The organism is Pseudomonas alcaligenes, from assembly GCF_041729615.1.
Taxonomy (GTDB): Bacteria; Pseudomonadota; Gammaproteobacteria; order Pseudomonadales; family Pseudomonadaceae; genus Aquipseudomonas; species Aquipseudomonas alcaligenes_B.
Map to the genome: position 1 here is coordinate 1,346,071 of NZ_CP154874.1, position 24,957 is coordinate 1,371,027.

Below are 24,957 nucleotides of genomic sequence, written 5' to 3' on the forward strand. Positions count from 1 at the left end.
GGGGTGTGCTTAGAGGCCGTGCATTCTAGCCTAAAGCGCCGCGCGACGGCACCCGTGGCGTGCGCTAGCAAAGCGGCGGAAATCTGTCGAGATATGGCGCCTTCCGGGCTTTGCGTATACTGCGCCGATGTTTGCACACACCGCGTTGCGCATCCGCTCGGCCGCCTGCTGTCTGGCGGCCTGCATCCTCCTGCTGCTCGCTGGCTGCGACGGGGCTTCCGAGACCCGCCAACCCAGCACCCTCGAGCGCGTACAGGAGGAGGGTGTGCTTCGCGTGGTCACCCGCAACAGCCCGACCACCTACTTCCAGGACCGCAGCGGCGAAACCGGCTTCGAGTACGAGCTGGCCAAGCGCTTCGCCGAGAGCCTGGGCGTCGAGCTGAAGATCGAGACCGCCGACAACCTCGACGACCTGTTCGCCCGCCTCAACCAGCCGAACGGCCCGGTGCTGGCCGCGGCCGGCCTGGTGGCCAGCGACGGGCGCAAGGCCCAGGCCAACTTCACCCGCGCCTACCTGGATGTCACCCCGCAGATCATCTACCGCAACGGCCAGCGCCGCCCCAGCCGCCCCGAGGACCTAATCGACCGGCGCATCCTGGTGCTCAAGGGCAGCAGCCATGCCGAGCAGCTGGCCGAGCTGAAGAAGACCCTGCCGGACCTGCAGTACGAGGAATCCACCGACGTCGAGGTGGTCGACCTGCTGCGCATGGTCGACGAGGGCCAGGTCGACCTGACCCTGGTCGACTCCAACGAACTGGCGATGAACCAGGTGTACTTCCCCAACGTACGGGTCGCCTTCGACCTGGGCGAAGCGCGCAGCCTGGGCTGGGCGGTAGCCGCCGGCACGGACGACAGCCTGCTGCGCGAGGCCGACCACTTCCTCGCCCTGGTCGAGGAGAACGGCAGCCTGCAGCGCCTCAAGGAGCGCTACTACGGCCACGTCGACGTGCTCGGCTACGTCGGCGCTTACACCTTCGCCAAGCACCTGCAGCAGCGCCTGCCACGCTATGAGCAACATTTCAGGCAGGCCGCCGAGAAGTACAAGGTGGACTGGCGCCTGCTCGCCGCCATCGGCTACCAGGAGTCACTGTGGACCCCGGACGCCACCTCCAAGACCGGCGTGCGCGGCCTGATGATGCTGACCCAGAACACCGCACAGGCCATGGGCGTGGTCAACCGCCTGGACCCGCGGCAGAGCATCGCCGGTGGTGCCAAGTACTTCGCCCTGGTGCACAGCGGCCTGACCGAGGACATGAGCGAGCCGGACCGCACCTGGTTCGCCCTGGCCGCCTACAACATCGGCATCGCCCACCTGGCGGACGCGCGCAAGCTGGCCCAGGCCGAGGGCCTCAACCCGAACAAGTGGCTGGACGTGCAGAAGATGCTGCCGCGCCTGGCGCAGAAGCGCTGGTACAGCAAGACCCGCTATGGCTACGCGCGCGGCGGCGAGACCGTGCACTTCGTGCGCAACGTGCGGCGCTACTACGACATCCTCAACTGGGTGACCCAGCCGCAACTGGAAGGCACCCGCGTGGCCGAGAGCGGCCTGCATGTGCCGGGGGTGAACAAGACCATTCCCAAGGAAGAGCCGACCCAACTGTAGCCCGGATGCAATCCGGGAAAGGCTGTGACCTGCTTCTGTCCCGGGATCGGCAACGCCAGCCCCGAAGACTACCTGTCGCCGCTGCGCCGCGCCTTGAAGAAGGCGCTGAGCATCTCGCCGCATTCCTGCGCCAGCAGCCCGCCCTCGATCAGCACCCGGTGGTTGAGAAAATCCTGGGTGAAGAACTGGCCCCGACTGACCGCCACCCCGGCCTTGGGCTCGGTGGTGCCGTACACCACCCGACTGACGCGCGAATGCACGATCAGCCCGGCGCACATGCTGCAGGGCTCCAGGGTCACGTACAGGGTGCTGCCGGGCAGCCGGTAGTTCTGCACGGCACTGGCGGCGGCGCGGATCGCCACCATCTCGGCGTGGGCGCTGGGGTCGCTGGTGGAGATCGGGCAGTTGAAACCGCGGCCGATCACCTCGCCATCCTGCACCAGCACGGCGCCCACCGGCACCTCGCCCCTTTGTGCCCCCTCCGCGGCCAGCGCCAGCGCCTCGCGCATGAAACGCTCGTCCTGGCTGCGGTCGATGATCTTCGGTTGGCGCATCAGACCACCTCGATGGCGGCCATCAGGCCGGTTTCCATGTGGTCGATCACATGGCAGTGGAACATCCACACCCCCGGATTATCGGCGACGAAAGCGATGCGCGCCGTCTCGTTCTTGCCCAGCAGATAGGTGTCGGTGAAGTACGGCACGATGTCCTTGCGATCGGAATCCAGCACCTTGAAGCTCATGCCGTGCAGGTGGATGGGGTGCTGGTACTGGGCCATGTTGCGCAGCACGAAGATGTAATGCCCGCCGCGCTTGAGGCTGGCGATGGGCCGCTCGGCGCAGGTCTTGTCGTTGATGTCCCAGGCCTGGCCGTTGATCTGCCAGTACTTGTAGCTGCCGCCCTTGCTCACGTCGCCGGACAGCGCGGCGGCCCACTCGAAGTTGAAGCGCAGGGTCTCGGCACGGGACAGATCCGGCTCGACCAGCGGGTTGGCCGGCAGCGCCGGCGGCCAGTCGCCGGGCGCCTCGGTGCTGGGCACACTCCTGATGGTCGCCAGGCGCAGCGGGCCGTTGCGCAGCGGCAGCTCGCCGCCGGCAGCCGGCACCTTCAGCGCCAGATCGAGGCGCATGCCCGGGCCCAGCCAGTAGTCCTTGCCCAACGGCCGCGGCGCCACGGGATTGCCATCCAGCGCGTAGATGCGCGCCTCGCCACCGGGCAGGTTGAGGCGGTAGGTGATGGTGTTGTCGACGTTGATCAGACGCAGGCGCACCACCTGTCCGGCCGGCAGCTCCAGGGTCGGGTTGGGCACGCCATTGACGGTCGACAGGCGCCCGCGGGTGCCCTCGCGGGCGGCCTGGCGCGGCACCAGGAAGTCGCTGAAGGCGCCCTGCTCGTCCACGTGCCAGGTCTTCAGGCACAGCGTGCGCTCGTGGCGAAAGCCGCTCGGCTCGCGCTCCTCGACGATCAACGGGCCGACCAGACCGCGGCCCAGCTGCTCGGCGCTGGCGGTGTGCGGGTGGTACCAGTAGCTGCCGGCATCCGGGCAGACGAAGTCGTAGTCGAAGTACTCGCCGGGCTTGACCGGCAGCTGCGAGACATAGGGCACGCCGTCCATCTCCAGCGGCAGGCGGATGCCGTGCCAGTGGATGGTGGTCTCCACTTCCAGCCGGTTGACGAAGCGCACGCGCAAGCGCTCGCCCTGGCGGCAGCGCAGCTCCAGGCCCGGGGCCTGACCGCCGTAGGCCCAGGCCGGGGTCTTGTGCCCCGGCACCAGCTCCAGGTCCAGCGGCGCGGCGATCAGCTCGTAGTCGTGGCTCGCCACATTCTCGGGACGGCCCAGCCAGTAGCGCACGCCACCGGCACCGAGGCCGGCAACGCCCAGCCCGGCGAGGCCGGCGAGTATCTGTCTGCGGGTAAACGGCATGGGCCGGTGATCCTGACTGCGGAGACGACATAGTTTCTCATTAACGCCCGACCTTGTGCGAATGGGACAGGCGTCTGATTGTCGCAACGGCAAAGCTATGGCTGTGCCAGCAGCAACGCCCCGGCAGCGATCAGCAGCGCTCCACTACAATGCCGCCAGCCGGCGCCCAGCGGCAGCAGCTTCTCCACCAGCACCAGCAGGCTGAGCAGTGCCATCCCCCACAGGCTCATGGCGCCGACCGCCAGCAACACCAGCATCAGCACCCAGCAGCAACCCAGGCAGTACAGACCGTGGTGCAGGCCGGTCCGCCAGGCCCCAGCCAGGCCCGGGCGGGCATGGTGCTGGAGGAATTGCAGCGGACTCTGGCAATGCTGGAGGCAGGCCGCCTTGGCCTGGCTCAGCTGGTACAGCCCGGCCAGCGCCAGGGCCGCGGCGCCCAACGCCGGCGGCAGGCGCAGGCTCATCGGGTCGAGTATTCCAGCACGCTCGCCGAGCGCCTGCAGGGCGCTCATGAGCAGGGCGAAGCCCGCCCAGATCGCTGCGTAGGCCAGGCAGAACAACCACAGCTTGGCCACCCGCAGGCGGTCGCGCAACAGACAACGGCGGTACAGGAGGATCATCGGCAGGGCCGCCGGCAGCATCATCGCCAGCATCATCGCCAGCCACATGGCGAAGGCCAGCAGCCCCTGCAGCGACAGCCAGTCGGTCGGCGGCATGTGCATCTCGCCCATGGCCGCCATGCGCGCCGCCTCGCGGGCCGTCCAGTACCAGCCGAGCGCGCCGAGCAACAGCACGCCGGCGGCCGCGACAGCGGCGCCCCAATCGAGGCGACTAGGCGCGAATGATGCCACTGGGCCCCATGTGCAGGTCGTAGAGCATGGCGTTGCTGCCGGCATAGTCCAGGGCGATGGCCCCGGTGGTGCGGAAGGTGGCACTGGCACAGTCGGCCTCAGCGAACTCGAAACCCTCCGGCAGCACCACCTTGGCCCGATGCATGGAGCCATCCATGGGGTTGCGGATCGGCTCGACCCGCCCGTCGATGGCGCCGGGCACACGGATGCTGGCGGTAAGCGCGGTGCGATCGGTGCGCACCTCGACCGGCACGAACTGCGGCGCATGCATGGTCACCACCGTGCTGGCGAAGATGGCGAAGAAGGCCGTCGGCTCCTGCTCCTGGCCACTGAGGATGGTCAGCAGGGCCTGGCGCTGCGCCTCGCTGGCCCGCTCGTCGATGAAAGCCTGGCACTGCCCCTGCCCCTCGTGGATCGGCCCAGGCCAGGCAAAGGTGCAGGCCACGTTCAGGTCATCCAGGGGAGTGTCGGCGAAGTGCCCCTCGACGATGTGAAAGCCCACCGCCGCCTCGCACTTGCCGTGGGTGGGCAAGGCATTGAACTGGCAGGGGCAACCAAAATCGCAGTTGCACAGGTCCACTCCGGGGCCGCGCAGACGCCAATCGACATAAGTGGCCATGAGCATTCCTCAGCAGCAGGGAATCCTAGTTTCAGCTTATGGCGCACCAGGTCCGGCATTAGACGGAATCGGCATCTGGCCCAAGCTGCTCAGCCACGCAGCGAATAATTGCGGGCAACAAAAAGGGCAGCTCGCGCTGCCCTTTTCGCCCCTGGCGGATCACTCCCACTCGATGGTCGCCGGCGGCTTGCTCGACACGTCGTAGGTGACCCGGGAGATGCCTTCGATCTCGTTGATGATGCGGTTGGAGACCTTCTCCAGCAGCTCGTAGGGCAGGTGCGCCCAACGCGCGGTCATGAAGTCGATGGTCTCCACGGCGCGCAGGGCCACGACCCAGGCATAGCGCCGGCCGTCACCGACCACGCCGACCGATTTCACCGGCTGGAATACCACGAAGGCCTGGCTGGTCTTGTGGTACCAGTCGAAGTTGCGCAGTTCTTCGATGAAGATGTGGTCGGCCAGACGCAGCAGGTCGGCGTACTCCTTCTTCACTTCGCCGAGGATGCGCACGCCCAGGCCCGGGCCCGGGAACGGATGGCGGTAGACCATGTCGTAGGGCAGGCCCAGCTCCAGGCCGATCTTGCGCACTTCGTCCTTGAACAGCTCGCGCAGCGGCTCGACCAGGGAGAACTGCATGTCTTCCGGCAGGCCGCCGACGTTGTGGTGGCTCTTGATCACGTGGGCCTTGCCGGTCTTGGCGCCGGCCGACTCGATCACGTCCGGGTAGATGGTGCCCTGGGCGAGGAACTTCACGTCCTTGAGCTTGGTGGCTTCCTGGTCGAACACCTCGATGAAGGTGCGACCGATGATCTTGCGCTTCTCTTCCGGATCGGACACGCCGGCCAGGCGACCGAGGAACAGGTCCTCGGCGTTGGCGCGGATCACCTTGACGCCCATGTTCTCGGCGAACATGGCCATCACCTGGTCGCCTTCCTGGTGGCGCAGCAGGCCGTTGTCGACGAACACGCAGGTCAGCTGGTCGCCGATGGCCTTGTGCAGCAGGGCCGCGACCACCGAGGAGTCGACGCCGCCGGACAGGCCCAGCAGCACCTTGGACGAGCCCACCTGGGCACGCACGGTGGCGATGGCGTCTTCGACGATGTTGGCCGGGGTCCACAGGGCCGCGCAGCCGCAGATGTCGAGGATGAAGCGCGAGAGGATGCGCCCGCCCTGCTTGGTGTGGGTCACTTCCGGGTGGAACTGCACGCCGTAGTAGGCGCGGCTGTCGTCGGCCATGGCGGCGATCGGGCAGCTCGGGGTGCTGGCGAGGATGTGGAAGCCGGCGGGCATGGCGGTGACCTTGTCGCCGTGGCTCATCCACACGTCGAGGCCGAGCACGCCGTCGGCGTCCACGTGGTCCTCGATGCCGTCGAGCAGGCGGGCCTTGCCGACCACGTCAACGCGGGCGTAGCCGAACTCGCGCAGGTCGGAGCCTTCCACCTTGCCGCCGAGCTGCTCGGCCATGGTCTGCATGCCGTAGCAGATGCCGAACAGCGGCACGTTCAGGTCGAACACCGCCTGCGGCGCGCGCGGGCTGCCCGCCTCGTGCACCGACTCGGGGCCGCCGGCGAGGATGATGCCGCGCGGGGCGAAGGCGCGGATGGCGGCGTCGTCCATGTCGAACGGGTGGATCTCGCAGTACACGCCGATCTCGCGCACGCGGCGGGCGATCAGCTGGGTGTACTGGGAACCGAAATCCAGGATCAGGATGCGGTGGGCGTGAATGTCATGATGGGCCATGGCCGTCTCTCGTAGCGGAATTCACAAATGACACGGGGCTGATTAGTCAGCCCCGTGTCGATTCAATGCCGTGGATTAACCCACGCGGTAGTTCGGGGCTTCCTTGGTGATCTGCACATCGTGCACGTGCGACTCGGCCATGCCGGCGCCGGTGATGCGCACGAACTCCGGCTTGGTGCGCATCTCGTCGATGGTGGCGCAGCCGGTGTAGCCCATGGAGGCGCGCAGGCCACCCATCAGCTGGTGCACGATGGCGCTCATCGCGCCCTTGTACGGCACGCGGCCTTCGATGCCTTCCGGCACCAGCTTCTCGGCGCCGGCGGAGGAGTCCTGGAAGTAGCGGTCGGAGGAACCCTGGGCCTGGGCCATGGCGCCCAGCGAGCCCATGCCGCGGTAGGCCTTGTAGGAACGGCCCTGGAACAGCTCGACCTCGCCCGGGGCCTCTTCGGTACCGGCCAGCATGGAGCCGATCATCACGGCGGAGGCGCCGGCGACTATGGCCTTGGACAGGTCGCCGGAGAAGCGGATGCCACCGTCGGCGATCAGCGGTACGCCGGTGCCGGCCAGGGCCGCGGCGACGTTGGCCACGGCGGAAATCTGCGGTACGCCGACACCGGCGACGATGCGGGTGGTGCAGATCGAGCCCGGACCGATGCCGACCTTGACGCCGTCGGCACCAGCTTCGACCAGGGCCTTGGCGGCGTCGCCGGTGGCGATATTGCCGCCAATGACTTGCACCTCGGGGAAGTTCTGCTTGACCCAGCGCACGCGGTCGATCACGCCCTTGGAGTGGCCGTGGGCGGTGTCGACGATGATCACGTCGACGCCGGCGGCGACCAGCGCGCCGACGCGGTCGGCGGTATCGGCACCGGTGCCGACGGCGGCGCCGACGCGCAGGCGACCCTGGTCGTCCTTGCTGGCCAGCGGGTAGGCCTTGGCCTTCTCGATGTCCTTGACGGTCATCATGCCCTTGAGGGCGAAGGCGTCGTCGACGATCAGCACCTTCTCGATGCGGTGCTTGTGCAGCAGCTCGCGCACGGCTTCCTTGGTGGCGCCTTCCTTGACCGTGACCAGGCGCTCTTTCGGCGTCATCACGTCACGCACCAGGGCGTCCAGGCGGTTCTCGAAGCGTACGTCGCGGGAGGTGACGATGCCGACCAGGTCGCCGTTGGAGAGCACCGGCACGCCGGAGATATTGTGCTGGCGGGTCAGCTCGAACAGGTCGCGCACGGTGGCGTCGGCCTCGATGGTGATCGGGTCCTTGACCACGCCGGCCTCGAATTTCTTGACCTTGCGCACCTCGGCAGCCTGCTGCTCGATGGTCATGTTCTTGTGGATGATGCCGATGCCGCCTTCCTGGGCCATGGCGATGGCCAGGCGCGCCTCGGTGACGGTATCCATGGCTGCGGACAGCAGCGGGATATTCAGCTCGATGCCACGGGTCAGGCGGGTCTTCAGGCTGACGTCCTTGGGCAGGACTTCGGAATAACCGGGGATGAGCAGAACGTCGTCGAAGGTCAGTGCTTCTTGGCTGATGCGCAGCATGGCGGGGCTCCCGGGAGGGAAAAATAAGAAGCGCGGCATTATACCCAGCCACCGCCCTTCGCTCAATGCCGACTCGCCGCTCAGCCGTCCACCCGAACCAGGCGCACGGGAAAGCCCAGGCGCTCGGCGAACTGCTCCAGCAAGGCCGGCGAAAAGCACTCGGGCGGCCAGCCATTGAAGACGAAGGCCAGGTTGGAGAAGGCGCAGGGCTGCAGGAACAGGAAACCGTTGATATCGTCTTCATGGCCGCACTCGGGGCAGGTGAAGTTGTCGCTCACCCCGGCCGACCACTCATCCAGGCTCTCGAACAGCGCCACGCCGACTTCCTGGCGGCACTCCGGGCAGCCGGCCTCCTCGAGGAAGTCATGGGTCGGTGTGTAGATGCAGCGTTTGGTCACCACCTGCAGGCCGTTGCAGGGCTGGCCGAACGGCAGGCGCTCGGCATGCGGCAGGCGCCGCGCGCCCTCGTCGATGGCATGCCCCATGCCGTTGCCAAGGCGCCCGCAGGTGCTCTGCTGCGCCGCCACCAGGCGCTGACCCGCAAGCCAGCGCAGCATCAGGCGCGCCCTGGCCTCGGCCTCGGGCAGGCTGGAAATCGTCGGTACCAGGATGCTCTGTATCGCACTCATGACTGCAAGGATGGCCGAAACGGCCGCGCAGTCTAATGCCCCGCGCGACTTTGGGCACGCCGGGCAAACCGCTATGATGCCGGCATGATCAACGACCCCTTCCAGCGTCTCGGCCTCGACCGCGACGTACTCAGCGTCAGCCAGCTGAACAACCGCGCCCGCCTGCTGCTGGAGGACGTGTTCGCCCAGGTGTGGGTCGAAGGCGAAATCTCCAACCTGGCCAGGCCGGCCTCCGGCCACATCTACTTCACCCTCAAGGACAGCCAGGCCCAGGTGCGCTGCGCGCTGTTCCGGCAGAACGCCGCGCGCGTGCGCCAGGCCCTGCGCGACGGCCTGGCGGTCAGGGTGCGCGGCAAGGTCTCGCTGTTCGAGGGGCGTGGCGACTACCAGCTGATCCTCGACAGCGTCGAGCCGGCCGGCGACGGCGCCCTGCGCCTGGCCTTCGAGGCGCTCAAGGAGAAACTGACCGCCGAAGGTCTGTTCGCCAGCGAGCGCAAGCGCGCCCTGCCCGCCCACCCGCAGCGCATCGGCATCGTCAGCTCGCCGACCGGTGCGGTGATCCGCGACATCATCAGCGTGTTCCGCCGCCGCGCGCCGCAGGTGGCGCTGACCCTGGTGCCCACCGCCGTACAAGGCCGCGAGGCCACCGCGCAGATCGTCCGCGCCCTGCAATTGGCCGACCGCGCCGGCTTCGACGCGATCATCCTGGCCCGTGGTGGCGGCTCGCTGGAGGACCTCTGGTGCTTCAACGAGGAAGCCGTGGCACGCGCCGTGGCGGCCTGCGCCACCCCCGTGGTCAGCGCCGTCGGCCACGAGACCGACGTGTCGATCAGCGACTTCGTCGCCGACGTGCGCGCGCCGACGCCCTCGGCCGCCGCCGAGCTGCTGGCCCCGGACAGTTCCGACCTGCAGCGCCGCCTGGACAGCCTCAGCCGCCGCCTGGCCCTGACCCTGCAGACCCGCCTGAGCCGCGAGCAGCTGCGCCTGGACAGCCTGAGCCGACGCCTGCGCCACCCCGGCGAGCGCCTGCGCCAGCAGGCCCAACGCCTGGACGACCTGGACATGCGCCTGCGCAGGGCATTTCAACAGCAGCTGCACAGCCGCCACGAACGCCTGGCGCGCCTGGATACCCGCCTGGCCGCGCAGCACCCGGGCCGCGCCCTGGCCCTGCTGCGCCAGCGCCTGGACAGCCTGGGCGCGCGCCTGCCGCGCGCCATCGAACTGCAACTGCGCCAGCAGCGCCAGCAGCTTGCCGCGCTCGGCCAGCAGCTGCATATCGTCAGCCCGCTGGCCACCCTCGGCCGCGGCTACAGCATCCTCCTCGACGAGCGCGGCCAGGCCGTGCGCGCCGCCAGCCAGACCCGCCCCGGGCAGCGCCTCAAGGCACGCCTGGGCGAAGGCGAGCTGGAGGTACGGGTCGAGGACAACCATCTCACCCCGGTGACCCTGTCGCTGCTCGATTAACCCTCATGCGGGTGGATAGGCCTGGCGCCATCCCCCTACGGACACCCGATGCGCCTGCTCAGCCTGACCCTCCTCTGCTGCCTCGCCCTGCCCGTGCATGCCGAAGGCTTCCTCACCCGCCTGCTGCACAAGCCGGTGCCCGGCGGCGTCGCCGTGCTCGACCTGGGCGACGCCCCCAGCGCACCGCAGGCGCGCTACCAGGGCAAGCCGGTGCTGGTGGTGAAGGAAGAAGGCCGGCGCTGGATCGCCATCGTCGGCATCCCGTTGACGGTCAAGCCGGGCACGCAGCAGATCGAGGCGAACGGCCAGGCGTTGAGTTTCACAGTCAGCACCAAGTACTACCGCGAGCAGCGCATCACCCTGAAGAACCGCGAGCAGGTCAGCCCGAGCCCACAGAACCTGGCGCGCATCGAGCGCGAGCTGGCCGAGCAGACCCGCGCCTACCAGCAGTTCAGCCCGCGCCAGCCGAGCAACCTGCTATTCGACCAGCCGGTCGACGGCCCACTGTCCTCGCCCTTCGGCCTGCGCCGCTTCTTCAACGGCGAGGAGCGCAACCCGCACTCCGGACTGGACTTCGCCGTCGGTGCCGGCACGCCGATCAAGGCTCCGGCGGCCGGCCGGGTGATCCTGGTCGGCGACTACTTCTTCAACGGCAAGACCGTATTCGTCGACCACGGCCAGGGCCTGATCAGCATGTTCTGCCACCTGTCCAAGGTCGATGTGCAACTGGGCCAGGAGCTGCCGCGCGGCGGCCTGGTCGGCCGCGTCGGCGCCACCGGCCGCGCCACCGGCCCGCACCTGCACTGGAACGTCAGCCTCAACGACGCCCGGGTCGATCCGGCGATCTTCATCGGCGCATTCAAGCCCTGAACCACTGCGCAATAATTTGCTACTCAAGCCGACTCAAGAGCAATTATTCATTTCACAAGAGAGACCAGCGCAATCAATTTGCGTTTTCTCAACAAGCCTTGCCAGCTTTAACCTCTGGCAGTAGGGTTGTCAGCATGAAAACGGCCCATACCCTCATTCTTCTGCGTCAACACGCCTGCCAGCGCCTGGTCAGTCCGCGACTGCGTGGCTGAACCGCCTCCCCTGCCATTCGCCCTCTTTCGATTGACCCGGCCTGCTGCTGCCCAAGGATTTCCACCATGACCATGCTCAAAGACCCGTCGAAGAAGTACCGCGCCTTCACCCCGATCCATTTGCCGGACCGCACCTGGCCGGACAAGACCATCGACAAGGCGCCGATCTGGCTGTCCACCGACCTGCGCGACGGCAACCAGTCGCTGATCGAGCCGATGGATGCCGAGAAGAAGATGCGCTTCTTCAAGTGCCTGGTCGCCGTGGGCCTGAAGGAAATCGAAGTGGGCTTCCCGTCCGCCTCGCAGACCGACTTCGACTTCGTCCGCGAACTGATCGAGGGCGGCCATATCCCCGATGACGTGACCATCCAGGTGCTGACCCAGGCCCGCGAGGACCTCATCACCCGCACCTTCGAGTCGCTCAAGGGCGCGAAGAAGGCCATCGTCCACTACTACAACGCCACCGCGCCGAGCTTCCGCCGCATCGTCTTCAACCAGGACAAGGCCGGCGTGATCGAGATCGCCACACACGCCGCGCAGATCATCAAGCGCCTGGCCACCGCGCAGCCGGAAACCCAGTGGGGCTTCGAGTACTCCCCGGAAGTGTTCAGCTCCACCGAGACCGACTTCGCCGTCGAGGTGTGCAACGCGGTGATCGGCGTGTTCCAGCCGACCCCGGCCAAGCGCCTGATCCTCAACCTGCCGGCCACCGTCGAGTGCGCCACGCCGAACCACTACGCCGACCAGATCGAGTGGTTCTGCCGCCATGTCGATAAGCGCGACAGCCTGATCATCAGCCTGCACACCCACAACGACCGCGGCACCGGCGTGGCCGCCTCGGAGCTGGCACTGATGGCCGGTGCCGACCGCGTGGAAGGCTGCCTGTTCGGCAACGGCGAGCGCACCGGCAACCTCTGCCTGGTGACCATGGCGCTGAACATGTACACCCAGGGCGTCGACCCGCAGCTGGACTTCTCCGACATCGATGCCGTGCGCAAGGTGGTCGAGGAGTGCAACCAGCTGCCGGTGCACCCGCGTCATCCGTACGTCGGCGACCTGGTCCACACCGCCTTCTCCGGCTCGCACCAGGACGCCATCCGCAAGGGCTTCGCCCAGCAGGACCCGCAAGGCATCTGGGAAGTGCCGTACCTGCCGATCGACCCGGCCGACATCGGCCGCGACTACGAGGCGGTGATCCGGGTGAACAGCCAGTCCGGCAAGGGCGGCATCACCTTCCTGCTCGAGCAGGAATACGGCATCAGCCTGCCGCGCCGCCTGCAGATCGAGTTCAGCCAGGTGGTGCAACGCGAGACCGACCGCCTTGGCCTGGAAATGACCGCCCAGCAGATCTACGGCCTGCTGCAGAGCGAATACCTGCAAGCCGATGCGCCCTACGCGCTCAAGGGCCATCGCCTGCAGGAAGAGAACGGCATCTGCACCGTCGACGTCGACGTCACCTTCGACGGCGAGGCGCGGCGCAAGCACGGCAGCGGCAAGGGTCCGTTGGAGGCGCTGGTCGCAGCCCTGCCGCAGAACATCGAGATCATGGACTACCACGAGCACGCCATCAGCGCCGGCACCAACGCCCAGGCCGTGGCCTACATCGAGGTCCGCCTGAACGGTGGCCGCCCGCTGCACGGCATCGGCATCGACGAGAACCTGACCACCGCGACCTTCCGCGCCCTGTTCAGCGCGCTCAACCGCGCCCTGGCCCAGGAGGCCGACAAGGCCGCCGCGGCCTGATCGGCCAGCGGTAGCGAGCAAGGGGGCCTAGGCCCCCTTTTTGCTGTCCGCATCTTTGGGCATGCAGTCGGCAGGATTGGGCAAGCGCCTGCCTCGCCATTGGCCTAGCCTCTCCCTCGGCTCATCGCATCGCCCAGGAGACCCCCATGCACAAGACCCTCGCCTACGCCGCCCAGGCCCCCCACACCCCGCTGGCCCCCTTCGAGATCCAGCGCCGCGCCGTCGGCCCGGATGACGTGGCCATCGACATTCTCTACTGCGGCGTCTGCCATTCGGACCTGCACACCGCGCGTAACGAATGGCACAACACCCTGTACCCCTCGGTGCCGGGCCACGAGATCGTCGGCCGCGTCACCGCCGTCGGCAGCAACGTGTCGAAGTTCAAGCTCGGCGACGTCGCCGGCGTCGGCTGCATGGTCGACAGCTGCCGGCATTGCACCTCCTGCCACGACAGTCTCGAGCAGTATTGCGAGAGCGGCTTCACCGGCACCTACAACGGCCCGGTGTTCGGCGGCGAGAACACTTTCGGCGGCTACTCCCAGCACATAGTGGTCGACCAGCGCTTCGTCCTGCGCATCAGCCATACCGACAACCTGGCGGCCGTCGCCCCGCTGCTGTGCGCCGGCATCACCACCTACTCGCCGCTGCGCCAGTGGCAGGTCGGCCCGGGGCAGAAGGTCGGCATCGTCGGCCTTGGCGGCCTCGGCCACATGGGGGTGAAGATCGCCGCCGCCATGGGCGCCCGCGTGGTGCTGTTCACCACCTCGCCGAACAAGCGCGAAGACGCCCTGCGCCTGGGCGCCAGCGACGTGGTGGTGTCGAAGAACGCCGAGGAGATGGCGGCCCACGCCAATAGCTTCGACTTCATCCTCAACACCGTGGCCGCGCCGCACGACCTCAACCCCTTCCTAAACCTGCTCAAGCGCGACGCCACCCTGTGCCTGGTCGGCGCGCCGGATTCGCCGCACCCGCCGGCGGACGTGTTCGGCCTGATCTTCAAGCGCCGCCGCATCGCCGGCTCGCTGATCGGTGGCATCGCCGAGACCCAGGAGATGCTCGACTTCTGCGCCGCGCACAAGATCGTCGCGGACATCGAGATGATCCCCATGCAGGCGATCAACCAGGCCTACGAACGCATGCTGAAAAGCGATGTGAAGTATCGCTTCGTCATCGATATGGCTTCGCTCTGAGTGAACGCACGACCGCCCTGCCCGGCGGTCGTGCTGCCACGGCGAGACGCTCTAGACTGGAAAAGACCCCGTCAAGGAGCGATGCCATGTTCTCGCCGCTGCGCAGTCTGCTGTTTGTCCTGACGCTGGCCTGCACGGGACCTGTTCTGGCGGAAGACATAGTGATGGCCTTCGGCGAGAAGATTCCGCCCTACTGCTTTCCGGAAAGCGACAGCGGCATCGAACTGGACGTCATCGGCGAGGCCCTGGCCTATCGCGGCCACCGCCTGAAACCACGCTACTACCCGCTGGCCCGCGTGCCCCTGGCCTTTCGCCAGGGCGAAGTGCAGGCAGCGATGACCGACCTCGGCCAGGATCTGAGCGCCCAGGGCGCCCACTATGGCGAGCCGGCCGTGCTCTATCGCAATGTGCTGATCAGCCTGCAGGGACGCCGCCTGCAGATGGAAAAGCCCGAAGACCTGCAGGGACTGAGCATCGTCGCCTTCCAGGGCGCCGCCAGGCGCTATCCGGAGTGGCTGAGCGCCAGCCAGGCCGCCGGGCTGTACTTCGAGCAGAACAACCAGGAACTGCAGGTGCTGGGCCTGAACAAGGGCCGCTACGACGTGGTGCTGAGCGATCAGCGCATCTACCAGTATTTCGAGCAACTGCTCGAACGCACCACCCTGTTCAAGGCCAAGACGGTGGAGTTCCACCCCTTCGTCGAGGAAGACCCGCAGGACTACCGTCCGCTGTTTCGCTCAGCGAAGATCCGCGACGACTTCAACGCCGGCCTGCGCCACCTCAAGGCCAGCGGCCGCTATCAGGCCATCTACGACAGCTACCTGAAGCAGCCCTGACTTACTGCAGCTCGAAGGCATCCGCATCCAGGTAGGCCGGAAAGCGCTCGCGATAGGCCGCCAGCTCGGCGGCCGACAGGCGCACGCGGAACACGCCGGCGGCAGCGCCCGGTGCCAGCAGGGACTCGCCCTGGAAATCCAACACCTGGGAGTCACCCGTGTAGGCATGGCCCTTGCCATCCGTGCCGATACGATTGACCGCCGCGACATAGCACAGATTCTCGATGGCCCGTGCCGGCAGCAGGCGGTTCCAGTGGTGGCGGCGCGCGCCCGGCCAGTTGGCGGTATAGAGCAGCAGGTCGGTGTTATGCGGGTCGCGACTCCATACCGGGAAGCGCAGGTCGTAGCAGATCAGCGGGCGCACCTGCCAACCCTTCACGTCCAGCAGCACCTGCTCGTCACCGGCGGCGTAATGCTTGTGCTCGCCGGCCATGCGGAACAGGTGGCGCTTGTCGTAGTGCGCCAGCGACCCATCCGGGCGTGCCCACAGCAGGCGGTTGCGGTAGCTGCCATCGGCGGCCTGGATGATCAGGCTGCCGGTCACTACCGCGCCGATACGCGCGGCCTGCTCACGCAGCCACTGCGTGGTCGGGCCGTCTTCCGCCTCGGCCAGCTCGGCCGAGTGCATGGAAAAGCCGGTGCTGAACATCTCCGGCAGTACCACCAGGTCGGCGCCACGGGCCTGGTCGAGCAGCGGCTCGAAGCGCGCGCGGTTGGCGGCGGGGTCGTGCCAGTCCAGTTCGCTCTGGATCAGCGCCAGTTCGAGGTCGGGTTTATCGCTCATCTCATCTCTCGTCGTAGGGTGGATGTCGCTTTTCACATCCACCACGCCTTGGTGGATAACGCTTCGCGGTTATCCACCCTACACCGCGCAGAGCTTGGCGGCGGCCTGGCGCAATGTTTCCTCGCGTTTGGCGAAGCAGAAGCGCACCAGGCGCATCCCCGCCGGTGCCTGCTGATAGAACACCGACACCGGAATCGCCGCCACGCCGTGCTCGCGGGTCAGCCACTCGGCCATGGCCACGTCGTCCAGGTCCGGGCGGATCGCCGAGTAGTCGGCCAGCTGGAAATAGGTGCCGGGCGCGCGGGTGAAGCGGAAACGCGAGCCGGCCAGCAGGTCGCAGAACAGGTCGCGCTTGGCCTGGTAGAAGGCCGGCAGCTCCTCGACATGCTCGGGATGGGCGGCCATGAAGTCGGCCAGGCCGTGCTGCAGCGGAGTCACGCCGCAGAAGTTCACGTACTGGTGGATCTTGCGCAGTTCGGCGGTCAACGCCGGCGGCGCCACCACGTAGCCGGTCTTCCAGCCGGTGACGTGGTAGGTCTTGCCGAACGAGCTGACCACGAAGGAACGGACATACAGCTCCTCGTGAGCCAGCACGCTGGCGTGGCGGGCGCCGTCGAAGATCAGGTGCTCGTAGACCTCGTCGCTGATCACATGGATATCGCGGCCACGGATCAGCGCCGCCAGCTGGTCCAGATCGGCCCGCGACAGCAGCGCGCCGCTGGGGTTGTGCGGCGAGTTGAGGAAGATCAGGCGGGTACGCGGGGTGATGGCATCGGCCAGGCGCTGCCAGTCCACGGCGAAGTCCGGCAGGGCCAGCGGCACGTGCACGCAGCGACCGCCGGCCAGATCCACCGAGGGCTCGTAGCTGTCGTAGCAGGGATCGAGAACGATGGCCTCGTCGCCCGGATGGATCAGCGCCTGCACCGCGCAGAAGATCGCCTCGGTGGCGCCGGGGGTGATGGTGATCTCGCTGTCGGCATCGCACCGCACGCCGTAGCTGCGCGCGATCTTGGCCGCCACCTGCTGGCGCAGGGCCGGCAGGCCGGTCATCGGGCTGTACTGGTTGCGCCCCTCCAGCACGTGGCGGGCCACGGCCTCGCACAGGGCCTGTGGGCCATCGAAGTCGGGGAAGCCCTGGGACAGGTTGATGGCGCCGACTTCCGCGGCGAGCTGGGACATGCGGGTGAAGATGGTGGTGCCGACATTGGGCAGCTTGCTGGCGAGCATCGGGACTTCCTGCTGGCATGGTGCGAGCCGCGAGGATAGCCGATGGCCGGCAGCGGCAGAAATGAAAATGGCGCAGAAGCTTATGCTGCTGCGCCTTTCGCGTGGCCCGCCGGGAGAATCAGCGCTTCTTGTCCTTGCGCTTCTTCTCGGCCTTCTTGTGGTGGCTCATCAGGCGCTTCTTGCGGTTCACCTGGCGCTCGGTGAGCTTGTTCTTCTTGCCCTCGTAGGGGTTCTCGCCGCCCTTGTACTCGATGCGGATCGGCGTGCCGACCAGCTTGAGCACCCGGCGGTAGGTGTTTTCCAGGTAGCGGGTGTAGGTCTTGGGTACCGAGTCGACCTGGTTGCCGTGGATCACGATCAGCGGCGGGTTGGCGCCACCCAGGTGGGCGTAGCGCAGCTTGATGCGGCGGCCGTTGACGGTCGGCGGCTGGTGCTCCTGCACGCAATCCTCGAGGATCTGCGTCAGGCGGTTGGTCGGCCAGCGGGTGACGGCAGCCTTGAAGGCAGTCTGCACCGACTTGTACAGGTGGCCGACGCCGGTGCCGTGCTTGGCGGAGATGAAGTGGATGTCCGCCCAGTCGACGAACATCAGCCGGCGCTCCAGCTCGGTCTTCACGTAGTCCTTCTCGCCCTGCTCCATGCCGTCCCACTTGTTCAGGGCGATGACCAGCGCGCGGCCGGTCTCCAGCACGAAGCCGAGCAGGTTGAGGTCGTGCTCGACCACGCCCTCGCGGGCGTCCATCACGAAGATCACCACGTTGGCGTCCTGGATGGCCTGCAGGGTCTTGACCACCGAGAACTTCTCGACGGCCTCGAAGATCTTGCCGCGGCGGCGCACGCCGGCGGTGTCGATCAGGGTGTACTTCTCGTCGTCGCGCTCGAAGGGGATGTAGATGCTGTCGCGGGTAGTGCCGGCCTGGTCATAGACGATCACCCGCTCCTCGCCGAGCATGCGGTTGACCAGGGTCGACTTGCCCACGTTGGGACGGCCGATGATGGCGATCTTGATGCCATCCTTCTCGCTCGGACCGGGGATGCGCTTGGCCTCCTGGCCCTCGGCGACCACTTCCTCGGCGTCGCCCTCCTCACCTTCGAGCGCCTCTTCACCAGCGTTGTCCTTGGGGAAGATACCCAGCGCGGCTTCCAGCATCTGGCTGATGCCACGGCCATGGGCGGCGGCGATCGGCAGGGCGTCGCCCAGGCCCAGCGGGCTGAACTCGGCGCGGGCGATGTCCGGGTCGACGGTGTCGACCTTGTTGGCGATCAGGAAGCTGCGCTTGTTCCGCTTGCGCAGGTGCTCGGCGATCATCTGGTCGGCGGCGGTCATGCCGGCACGCGAGTCGACCATGAACAGCACGGCATCGGCTTCCTCGATGGCCTGCAGCGACTGCTCGGCCATCTTCGCATCGATGCCTTCCTCGTCGCCGGAGATGCCGCCGGTATCGATGACGATATAGGTACGCCCCTGCCACTTGGCCTCGCCGTACTGGCGATCGCGGGTCAGCCCCGCGTACTCGGCGACGATGGCGTCGCGGGTCTTGGTCAGGCGGTTGAACAGCGTCGACTTGCCGACATTGGGGCGGCCCACCAGGGCGATTACCGGAACCATCGGCTCCTCCTCAGAAAACACAAAGGCCGCTGCCGTCGAACGGCAGCGGCCGGGCTTTGCAACTCAGCTTAGCGGATGGTCAGGCCGACCAGCTTGCCGCTGTTGCCGTAGGCGTAGATCCAGTCGCCGATCACCAGCGGACGGGCACGCAGGCCGTCGCCGTCGATCTTCTTGCGGCCGACGAAGTGGCCGTCCACCTGGCTCAGCAGGTGCAGGTATCCTTCCAGGTCGCCAACCGCCACGTAGCTGGAGAACACCTCCGGCGACGACAGCTGGCGACGCTGCAGGGCATCGTTGTTCCACAGGGCGGAATTGGAGCGCTCGTCGACCCCCTCCACGGCGCCGTTGGCCAGGCTCACGTAGACGGTACCGAAGCCCTGGGCCAGGCCCACGTAGCTGGAGGCATCGCGGTTCCACAGCGGGCGACCGCTCTCCACGTCGATGGCCGCCACCTTGCCCTGGTAGGTCACCACGTACAGGGTGCCGCCGGAGAGCAGCAGGTTGCCGTCGATGTCGACCACGCGCTCCAGTTCGGAACGGCCCTGCGGCACGGCCACGCGCTGCTCCCACACCGGGATGCCGCGGCTGGCGTCGAGAGCCAGGACCTTGCCGCTGGACAGGCCGGCGACCACCAGGCGGTTGGTCAGCACCGGGCTGCTGGTGCCGCGCAGGGTCAGCACGGCCGGGCTGTTCTCATAGATCCAGCGCTGCTCGCCGGTGCTGGCATCGAGGGCGATCAGGCGGTCATCCTGGGTCTGCACCGCGACGATGTCGCCATTGGTGGCCGGCGCCGACAGCACTTCGCTGGTGACGCGGGCACGCCACTTCTCCTCGCCATTGCTGGCGTCGAGAGCGACCACTTCGCCTTTCAGGGTGCCGACCAGCACCAGGCCGTAGCCGGCGCCGACGCCGCCGGAGATCGGCAGGTCCAGGTCGACTTCCCAGAACTTGTCACCGGTCAGGCGATCCAGGGCCACCACCTCGCCGTCCGCGGCAGCGGCGAACAGTCGCTCGCCATCGGCGGCCGGGGTCAGCTGGTTGTACAGTTCGCCCTGGCCGTTACCGATGGAGCGGCTCCACTGGGCATCCAGGCGCACTTCTTCCTGGATGTCGGGCAGCTCGGCCGGCGGCAGTTCCTTCTTGCTGTTGCTGCTGCAACCCACGGCCATCACGGCCAGGGCCAGCACTGCGGCATTCTTCCAGCGCATCACGTCAGGCATCCCCTTTCGCCAGGTCGTCGAGTTTCATCTGCAGGCCGCCGACGGCGGCATCCTCGGCCAGGGCACCCTTGGCCTTCTGGTAGGCCGCGTGGGCCTCGTCGTGGCGGCCGAGCTGCACCAGCAGGTCGCCCTTGAGTTCTTCGCGGCTGGCCAGCCAGGCCTTGCCGGCCTCGCCCTCGAGCAGCTTGAGGCCTTCCTCGGCCTTGCCCTGGGCGGCCAGCACGCGGGCCAGGCGCTGACGGGCCAGTTCGCCGAGGGTGGCGTCGGCCGGCTTGTCCACCAGCGGCTTGAGCTCGGCCACGGCATCGTCGAACTTGCCGCTGTCCACCGCCACCTTGGCGACGAACAGGCTGCCGTACTGGGCATAGCTGGAGCCGGCGTAGTCCTGCTTGAGCTTGCCAGCCAGCTCGGCGACCTTGGCGACATCCGGTTCGCCGGAGGGCGTCAGGCTGCTCTCCAGCAGCTGCTGATAGAGCATGCCGGCGCCGTGCGCCTGGTTGGTCTGGTACTGCTGCCAGGCCTGCCAGCCGAATACCAGGGCCAGGGCCAGGGCACCACCGGTCAGCAGGGGCTTACCGTTGCGCTGCCACCAGTCCTTGATCTGCGCAATCTGTTCTTCTTCGGTCATGCTCACCCCGATAACTCCTTATTCGCTCTGTTCTCAGGCCTGCAGGCAGGCAGCGAGATGCTGCGCCAGCGCATCCCAGGCAATGTTCTGTTGTTCGGTATCGTCGCGCAGGGGTTTGCAACCTACCACGCGGGCGGCCAGTTCGTCCTCACCCAGGATCAGGGCGAAGCGCGCGCCGCTCTTGTCGGCCTTCTTGAACTGGCTCTTGAAGCTGCCACCACCGGCGTTGACCAGCAGGCGCAGGCCCGGGATGGCATCGCGCAGGCGTTCGGCCAGGCCCAGACCGGCCAGCTCGGCTGCCTCGCCGAAGGCACACAGGTAGACGTCCGCCGGGCTGTGCAGCTCGGCCGGCAGCAGTTCCAGGGTCTCCAGCAGCAGCACCAGGCGCTCGACGCCCATGGCGAAGCCCACGCCCGGGGTCGGCTTGCCGCCCAGCTGGCTGACCAGGCCGTCGTAGCGGCCGCCAGCGCACACCGTACCTTGGGCGCCGAGCTTGTCGGTGACCCACTCGAACACGGTGCGGTTGTAGTAGTCGAGGCCGCGCACCAGCTTGTGGTTGATCTCGTAGCGGATGCCCACGGCATCCAGGCGCGCCTTGACACCTTCGAAGTGCAGGCGCGACTCCTCGTCGAGGTAGTCGGCCAGGGTCGGCGCATCGGCCAGCAGGGCCTGGGTCTGGGCGTTCTTGCTGTCGAGGATGCGCAGCGGGTTGGTGGTCAGACGGCGCTGGCTGTCCTCATCGAGCTGCGCGAAGCGCTCGTTGAGATAGGCCACCAGGGCGTCGCGATAGGCCGCGCGGGCCTCGCTGGAACCCAGGCTGTTGAGCTGCAGGGTCACCGCATCGGCCAGGCCGAGGCGCTGCCACAGGCGCCAGGTCAGCACGATGAGCTCGGCGTCGACGTCCGGGCCGGGCAGGTTGAAGGCCTCCACGCCGATCTGGTGGAACTGGCGGTAACGCCCTTTCTGCGGCTTCTCGTAGCGGAACATCGGGCCGGCGTACCACAGCTTCTGCACCTGACCACCGCCGGACAGGCCATGCTCGAGTACGGCGCGCACGCAGCCGGCGGTACCTTCCGGACGCAGGGTCAGCGACTCCTCGTTGCGATCGAGGAAGGTGTACATCTCCTTGTCCACCACGTCGGTGCCCTCGCCGATACCACGGGCGAACAGCTCGGTGAACTCGAGGATGGGCAGGCGGATTTCCTTGTAGCCGTAGCCGTCGAGCAGGCTGGCCAGGGTACCTTCCAGATAGCGCCAGGCCGGGGTCTGCTCCGGCAGGATGTCGTTCATGCCACGGATGGCTTGCAGGGACTTGCTCACGAATATTCCTTGTCAGCCGCGGGCGATCACAGCCGCGTCGGCCTCGGCCTTCTCGGCCGCCTTGCGGCGGATCAGCTTCTCCAGCTCATCCACCAGATTGTCGTTGGTCAGCTTCGAGGCCGGGGCGCCGTCGATGTACACTAGGTTGTTCGGCGTGCCGCCGGTGAGGCCGATATGCGCCTCCTTGGCCTCGCCCGGGCCGTTGACCACGCAGCCGATCACCGCGACGTCGAGCGGCACCAGCAGGTCCTCGACCCGCTGCTCCAGCTCGTTCATGGTCTTGACCACGTCGAAGTTCTGCCGCGAGCAGCTCGGGCAAGCGATGAAGTTGATGCCGCGCGAGCGCAGGCGCAGGGACTTGAGGATGTCGTAACCGACCTTGATCTCCTCCACCGGATCGGCGGCCAGGGAGATGCGGATGGTGTCGCCGATGCCCTCGGCCAGCAGCATGCCCAGGCCCACCGCCGACTTCACGGTGCCGGAACGCAGGCCACCAGCCTCGGTGATGCCCAGGTGCAGCGGCTGCTCGATCTGCTTGGCCAGCAGGCGATAGGCTGCGACGGCCATGAACACGTCGGAAGCCTTCACGCTGACCTTGAAGTCCGGGAAGTTCAGGCGGTCCAGGTGCTCGACATGGCGCAGCGCGGATTCCACCAGCGCCTCGGGCGTCGGCTCGCCGTACTTCTTCTGCAGGTCCTTCTCCAGGGAGCCGGCGTTGACCCCGATGCGGATCGGGATGCCCTTGTCACGGGCGGCCTCGACCACAGCCCTGACCCGGTCCTCGCGGCCGATATTGCCCGGGTTGATGCGCAGGCAGTCGACGCCCAGCTCGGCCACGCGCAGGGCGATCTGGTAGTCGAAATGGATGTCGGCAACCAGCGGCACGCGCACCTGCTGCTTGATCCTGCCGAAGGCCTCGGCCGCCTCCATGGAGGGCACCGAGACGCGCACGATGTCGGCGCCGGCATCTTCCAGGCGACGGATCTGGCCGACGGTGGCCTCGACGTCACAGGTCTCGGTGTTGGTCATGCTCTGGACCGCGATCGGCGCATCGCCACCGACCGGTACCGAGCCGACCCAGATCTTGCGGGACGGGCGACGCTTGATGGGGGATTCGCAATGCATGGTCTGGCTCACTGCCCCAGCTTGAGGCGGGCGGTCTCGCCGTGGATGTGGGGGGCGACGTCGACCGCCTGGCCATTGACCAGTACCACGGCGCCACGGGCATACCCCAGGCGCAGCTCCAGCGGCGCCTTGCCGGCCAGCTCGACGCTGTCGCCGCGGCGCTTGAGGGCGCTGAGCAGAACCTTGCCATCGGCATCGGTCAGCTGGGTCCAGCAATCGGCGGTGAACTGCAGGTTGACCAGGGCCTGGCCGGCTGCGGCAGTCACGGGGGCGGCAGGTGCCGGTGTGCTCGGCGCCTCGGCCGACGGAACAGGCTCGGTGACCGGGGCGGGCTCGACGGCTAACGGCGCGCTGGCCTGCGGGGCGCTCGGCGGCACCTCGGCGACCACTGGCGGTTGCACCTCACCCGGGGCGACCGGGGACGATTGGGTCGCGGCAGCGGCCGGCGTCTCGCCGGCCGGGGGCTGGTCGGCGGGGACCGGCGCTACCACCGGCGGCAGCTCGGCCAGCGGCACCTGGGCCTGCGCTTCGACCACGGCCTGGTCTTCCGGCTCGTCGAGCGGGTGGATCTCGGTGGTGCCGTCGGCGGCCTCGACCTCCACATGCTCGATGCTGCCGTTGGCGACTTCGCCACCCAGGCGCGCCGTCTCACCCTGCCACCAGAAGAAGCCGACACCGGCCAGGGCGACCAGGGCCACCACGCTGAAGAACTTGACCAGGCTCTGCGACACCCGCGCCGGCTCCTCGATGCGCGCCAGGCTGGCGACGCTGCTGCCACTGGCATCGGTGCCGGTGTACTGGTCGAACTCGCTGACCAGGCGGCTGGGATCCAGGCCCATCAGCTTGGCATAGGCACGCACGTAGCCGCGGGCGAAGGTATGCCCGGGCAGCAGCTCGAAAGCACCGGCCTCGAGATTGCGCAGCGCCTGCGCGGTCAGGTTAAGTTGCACGGCGACGTCGCCGAGCGCCAGGCTCTTGCTTTCGCGCACCTTGCGCAGCGTCTCGCCAGGGTTGACCCGGTGCGCGGCAACAACTTCAGGATGCGAGGCTTTCATCACTGCTCCGACAGGTATTGCTGATATTCCGGGGTACCCGGATAGAAGCGCTTCAGCTGCAGGCCGAGGCTGGCCGCCTGGTCGCGGTCATCGAACACCTTGGCCAGGCGAATGCCCAGCAGCAGGCTCTGCGGCGTCTGCCGGGCCTGATCGCTGAAGTTCTTGTAATAGCCGCGCGCCGGTACGTACTGGCCATCCTCGAAGGATAGCTGGGCCATGTTCAGCAGGGCGATCGGACGATTGCTGTTCATCCGCAGGGCCCGCTCGAAATACTGCTTGGCCTGCTCGCGCTGGCCCATCTGCAGGGAAGTCAGGCCGAGGTTCTCGAAGACCCGCGAACGCTCCGGATAGAGGGTGTCCTGGGACGCGATGGTGAACTGCTCCAGGGCTTCCGGATAGCGCTTCTGCTCGTAGAGGAAGCCACCATAGTTGTTGTGCAGGCGTGCCTCGCCCTTACTCAGGGAGATCGACTTGCGGAAATGCTGGTCGGCCAGCTTGGGCTCCATTTCCTGCTGGAACACCAGCCCCAGGATACCGTGCGCGTCGGCGCTGGAAGAGTCCAGTTCCAGGGCCTTCTTCAGCGGTTCCTTGGCCTTCTCGGTAGAGCCCTGCTGCAGGTGCCCGAGACCGAGCTGGATATAGGCATCGCGTGCCGCGTCCCGCCCCTGGTCGGACTTCAGCGGGTCCGTCTGCCCACCGATCCTGACACACCCTGCCAACAGGCAGACAAGAGACAGATAGAGCGCAGTGCGCAAGGTCATGG

General features: G+C 67.4%; 22 protein-coding genes. 6 read left to right on the top strand and 16 right to left on the bottom strand.

Annotated features, from left to right (window positions below; all coding sequences use genetic code 11):
- Nucleotides 1–127: 127 nt before the first annotated feature.
- Complete coding sequence (gene mltF / locus AAG092_RS06545) at nucleotides 128–1,603, top strand: membrane-bound lytic murein transglycosylase MltF (protein ID WP_373389054.1); 1,476 nt, start codon at nucleotides 128–130, stop codon at nucleotides 1,601–1,603.
- Between the two features lie 68 nt (nucleotides 1,604–1,671).
- On the opposite strand, the gene tadA is transcribed toward mltF, so the two are convergent.
- From tadA to AAG092_RS06580, 7 genes are all read right to left on the bottom strand, one after another.
- Nucleotides 1,672–2,157 carry a tRNA adenosine(34) deaminase TadA gene (gene tadA, locus AAG092_RS06550; protein WP_110680989.1) on the bottom strand — a complete coding sequence of 162 codons (486 nt, stop codon included), beginning with the start codon at nucleotides 2,155–2,157 and terminating at the stop codon, nucleotides 1,672–1,674.
- Nucleotides 2,157–3,527 (bottom strand): multicopper oxidase family protein, encoded by a 1,371-nt coding sequence (locus AAG092_RS06555; RefSeq protein WP_373389055.1) that lies wholly within the window; start codon nucleotides 3,525–3,527, stop codon nucleotides 2,157–2,159. Before AAG092_RS06555 ends, tadA begins: the two co-directional genes overlap by 1 nt.
- A gap of 95 nt (nucleotides 3,528–3,622) precedes the next feature.
- Nucleotides 3,623–4,321 carry a DUF2182 domain-containing protein gene (locus AAG092_RS06560; protein WP_373389056.1) on the bottom strand — a complete coding sequence of 233 codons (699 nt, stop codon included), beginning with the start codon at nucleotides 4,319–4,321 and terminating at the stop codon, nucleotides 3,623–3,625.
- A gap of 37 nt (nucleotides 4,322–4,358) precedes the next feature.
- Nucleotides 4,359–4,997, bottom strand: a complete 639-nt coding sequence (locus AAG092_RS06565; RefSeq protein WP_110680986.1) for a DUF1326 domain-containing protein — start codon at nucleotides 4,995–4,997, stop codon at nucleotides 4,359–4,361.
- Nucleotides 4,998–5,156: 159 nt separating this feature from the next.
- Nucleotides 5,157–6,737, bottom strand: a complete 1,581-nt coding sequence (gene guaA, locus AAG092_RS06570) for a glutamine-hydrolyzing GMP synthase (RefSeq protein WP_373389057.1) — start codon at nucleotides 6,735–6,737, stop codon at nucleotides 5,157–5,159.
- A gap of 75 nt (nucleotides 6,738–6,812) precedes the next feature.
- A complete protein-coding gene (gene guaB, locus AAG092_RS06575) occupies nucleotides 6,813–8,282 on the bottom strand; it encodes an IMP dehydrogenase (protein WP_373389058.1) in 1,470 nt (489 codons plus the stop codon).
- A gap of 80 nt (nucleotides 8,283–8,362) precedes the next feature.
- Complete coding sequence (locus AAG092_RS06580) at nucleotides 8,363–8,911, bottom strand: sugar ABC transporter ATPase (protein ID WP_373389059.1); 549 nt, start codon at nucleotides 8,909–8,911, stop codon at nucleotides 8,363–8,365.
- Between the two features lie 84 nt (nucleotides 8,912–8,995).
- Between AAG092_RS06580 and xseA the strand changes: the two genes are divergently transcribed.
- The 5 genes from xseA to AAG092_RS06605 all read left to right on the top strand — a co-directional run bounded on the left by xseA (nucleotide 8,996) and on the right by AAG092_RS06605 (nucleotide 15,226).
- Complete coding sequence (gene xseA / locus AAG092_RS06585; RefSeq protein WP_373389060.1) at nucleotides 8,996–10,375, top strand: exodeoxyribonuclease VII large subunit; 1,380 nt, start codon at nucleotides 8,996–8,998, stop codon at nucleotides 10,373–10,375.
- 48 nt (nucleotides 10,376–10,423) lie between these two features.
- Nucleotides 10,424–11,245, top strand: a complete 822-nt coding sequence (locus AAG092_RS06590) for a peptidoglycan DD-metalloendopeptidase family protein (RefSeq protein ID WP_373389061.1) — start codon at nucleotides 10,424–10,426, stop codon at nucleotides 11,243–11,245.
- Between the two features lie 278 nt (nucleotides 11,246–11,523).
- Nucleotides 11,524–13,200 (top strand): 2-isopropylmalate synthase, encoded by a 1,677-nt coding sequence (gene leuA, locus AAG092_RS06595; protein WP_373389062.1) that lies wholly within the window; start codon nucleotides 11,524–11,526, stop codon nucleotides 13,198–13,200.
- A gap of 146 nt (nucleotides 13,201–13,346) precedes the next feature.
- Nucleotides 13,347–14,390: an NAD(P)-dependent alcohol dehydrogenase gene (locus tag AAG092_RS06600; protein WP_373389063.1), complete on the top strand. Its 1,044-nt coding sequence runs from the start codon at nucleotides 13,347–13,349 to the stop codon at nucleotides 14,388–14,390.
- Between the two features lie 86 nt (nucleotides 14,391–14,476).
- Complete coding sequence (locus AAG092_RS06605) at nucleotides 14,477–15,226, top strand: substrate-binding periplasmic protein (RefSeq protein ID WP_373389064.1); 750 nt, start codon at nucleotides 14,477–14,479, stop codon at nucleotides 15,224–15,226.
- Nucleotide 15,227: 1 nt separating this feature from the next.
- Here AAG092_RS06605 and AAG092_RS06610 read toward each other — a convergent pair whose 3' ends face one another.
- The 9 genes from AAG092_RS06610 to pilW form a co-directional block, all read right to left on the bottom strand.
- Nucleotides 15,228–16,010: an amidohydrolase gene (locus AAG092_RS06610; RefSeq protein WP_373389065.1), complete on the bottom strand. Its 783-nt coding sequence runs from the start codon at nucleotides 16,008–16,010 to the stop codon at nucleotides 15,228–15,230.
- A 78-nt stretch (nucleotides 16,011–16,088) separates the two neighbouring features.
- Nucleotides 16,089–17,237, bottom strand: coding sequence for a pyridoxal phosphate-dependent aminotransferase (locus AAG092_RS06615; protein ID WP_373389066.1), 1,149 nt, complete (start codon nucleotides 17,235–17,237; stop codon nucleotides 16,089–16,091).
- A 118-nt stretch (nucleotides 17,238–17,355) separates the two neighbouring features.
- Nucleotides 17,356–18,846, bottom strand: a complete 1,491-nt coding sequence (der, locus tag AAG092_RS06620; protein WP_110680977.1) for a ribosome biogenesis GTPase Der — start codon at nucleotides 18,844–18,846, stop codon at nucleotides 17,356–17,358.
- A 68-nt stretch (nucleotides 18,847–18,914) separates the two neighbouring features.
- Nucleotides 18,915–20,066 carry an outer membrane protein assembly factor BamB gene (gene bamB, locus AAG092_RS06625; protein WP_110680976.1) on the bottom strand — a complete coding sequence of 384 codons (1,152 nt, stop codon included), beginning with the start codon at nucleotides 20,064–20,066 and terminating at the stop codon, nucleotides 18,915–18,917.
- A complete protein-coding gene (locus AAG092_RS06630; protein WP_110681365.1) occupies nucleotides 20,059–20,694 on the bottom strand; it encodes a tetratricopeptide repeat protein in 636 nt (211 codons plus the stop codon). Before AAG092_RS06630 ends, bamB begins: the two co-directional genes overlap by 8 nt.
- A 33-nt stretch (nucleotides 20,695–20,727) precedes the next feature.
- Complete coding sequence (gene hisS, locus AAG092_RS06635) at nucleotides 20,728–22,014, bottom strand: histidine--tRNA ligase (RefSeq protein ID WP_110680975.1); 1,287 nt, start codon at nucleotides 22,012–22,014, stop codon at nucleotides 20,728–20,730.
- A gap of 12 nt (nucleotides 22,015–22,026) precedes the next feature.
- On the bottom strand, nucleotides 22,027–23,139 hold the full coding sequence (gene ispG, locus AAG092_RS06640) for a flavodoxin-dependent (E)-4-hydroxy-3-methylbut-2-enyl-diphosphate synthase (RefSeq protein WP_076580592.1): 1,113 nt from the start codon (nucleotides 23,137–23,139) through the stop codon (nucleotides 22,027–22,029).
- Nucleotides 23,140–23,147: 8 nt separating this feature from the next.
- Nucleotides 23,148–24,194: a RodZ domain-containing protein gene (locus tag AAG092_RS06645; protein WP_373389067.1), complete on the bottom strand. Its 1,047-nt coding sequence runs from the start codon at nucleotides 24,192–24,194 to the stop codon at nucleotides 23,148–23,150.
- A complete protein-coding gene (gene pilW, locus AAG092_RS06650) occupies nucleotides 24,194–24,955 on the bottom strand; it encodes a type IV pilus biogenesis/stability protein PilW (protein WP_110680973.1) in 762 nt (253 codons plus the stop codon). Before pilW ends, AAG092_RS06645 begins: the two co-directional genes overlap by 1 nt.
- Nucleotides 24,956–24,957 lie beyond the last annotated feature (2 nt).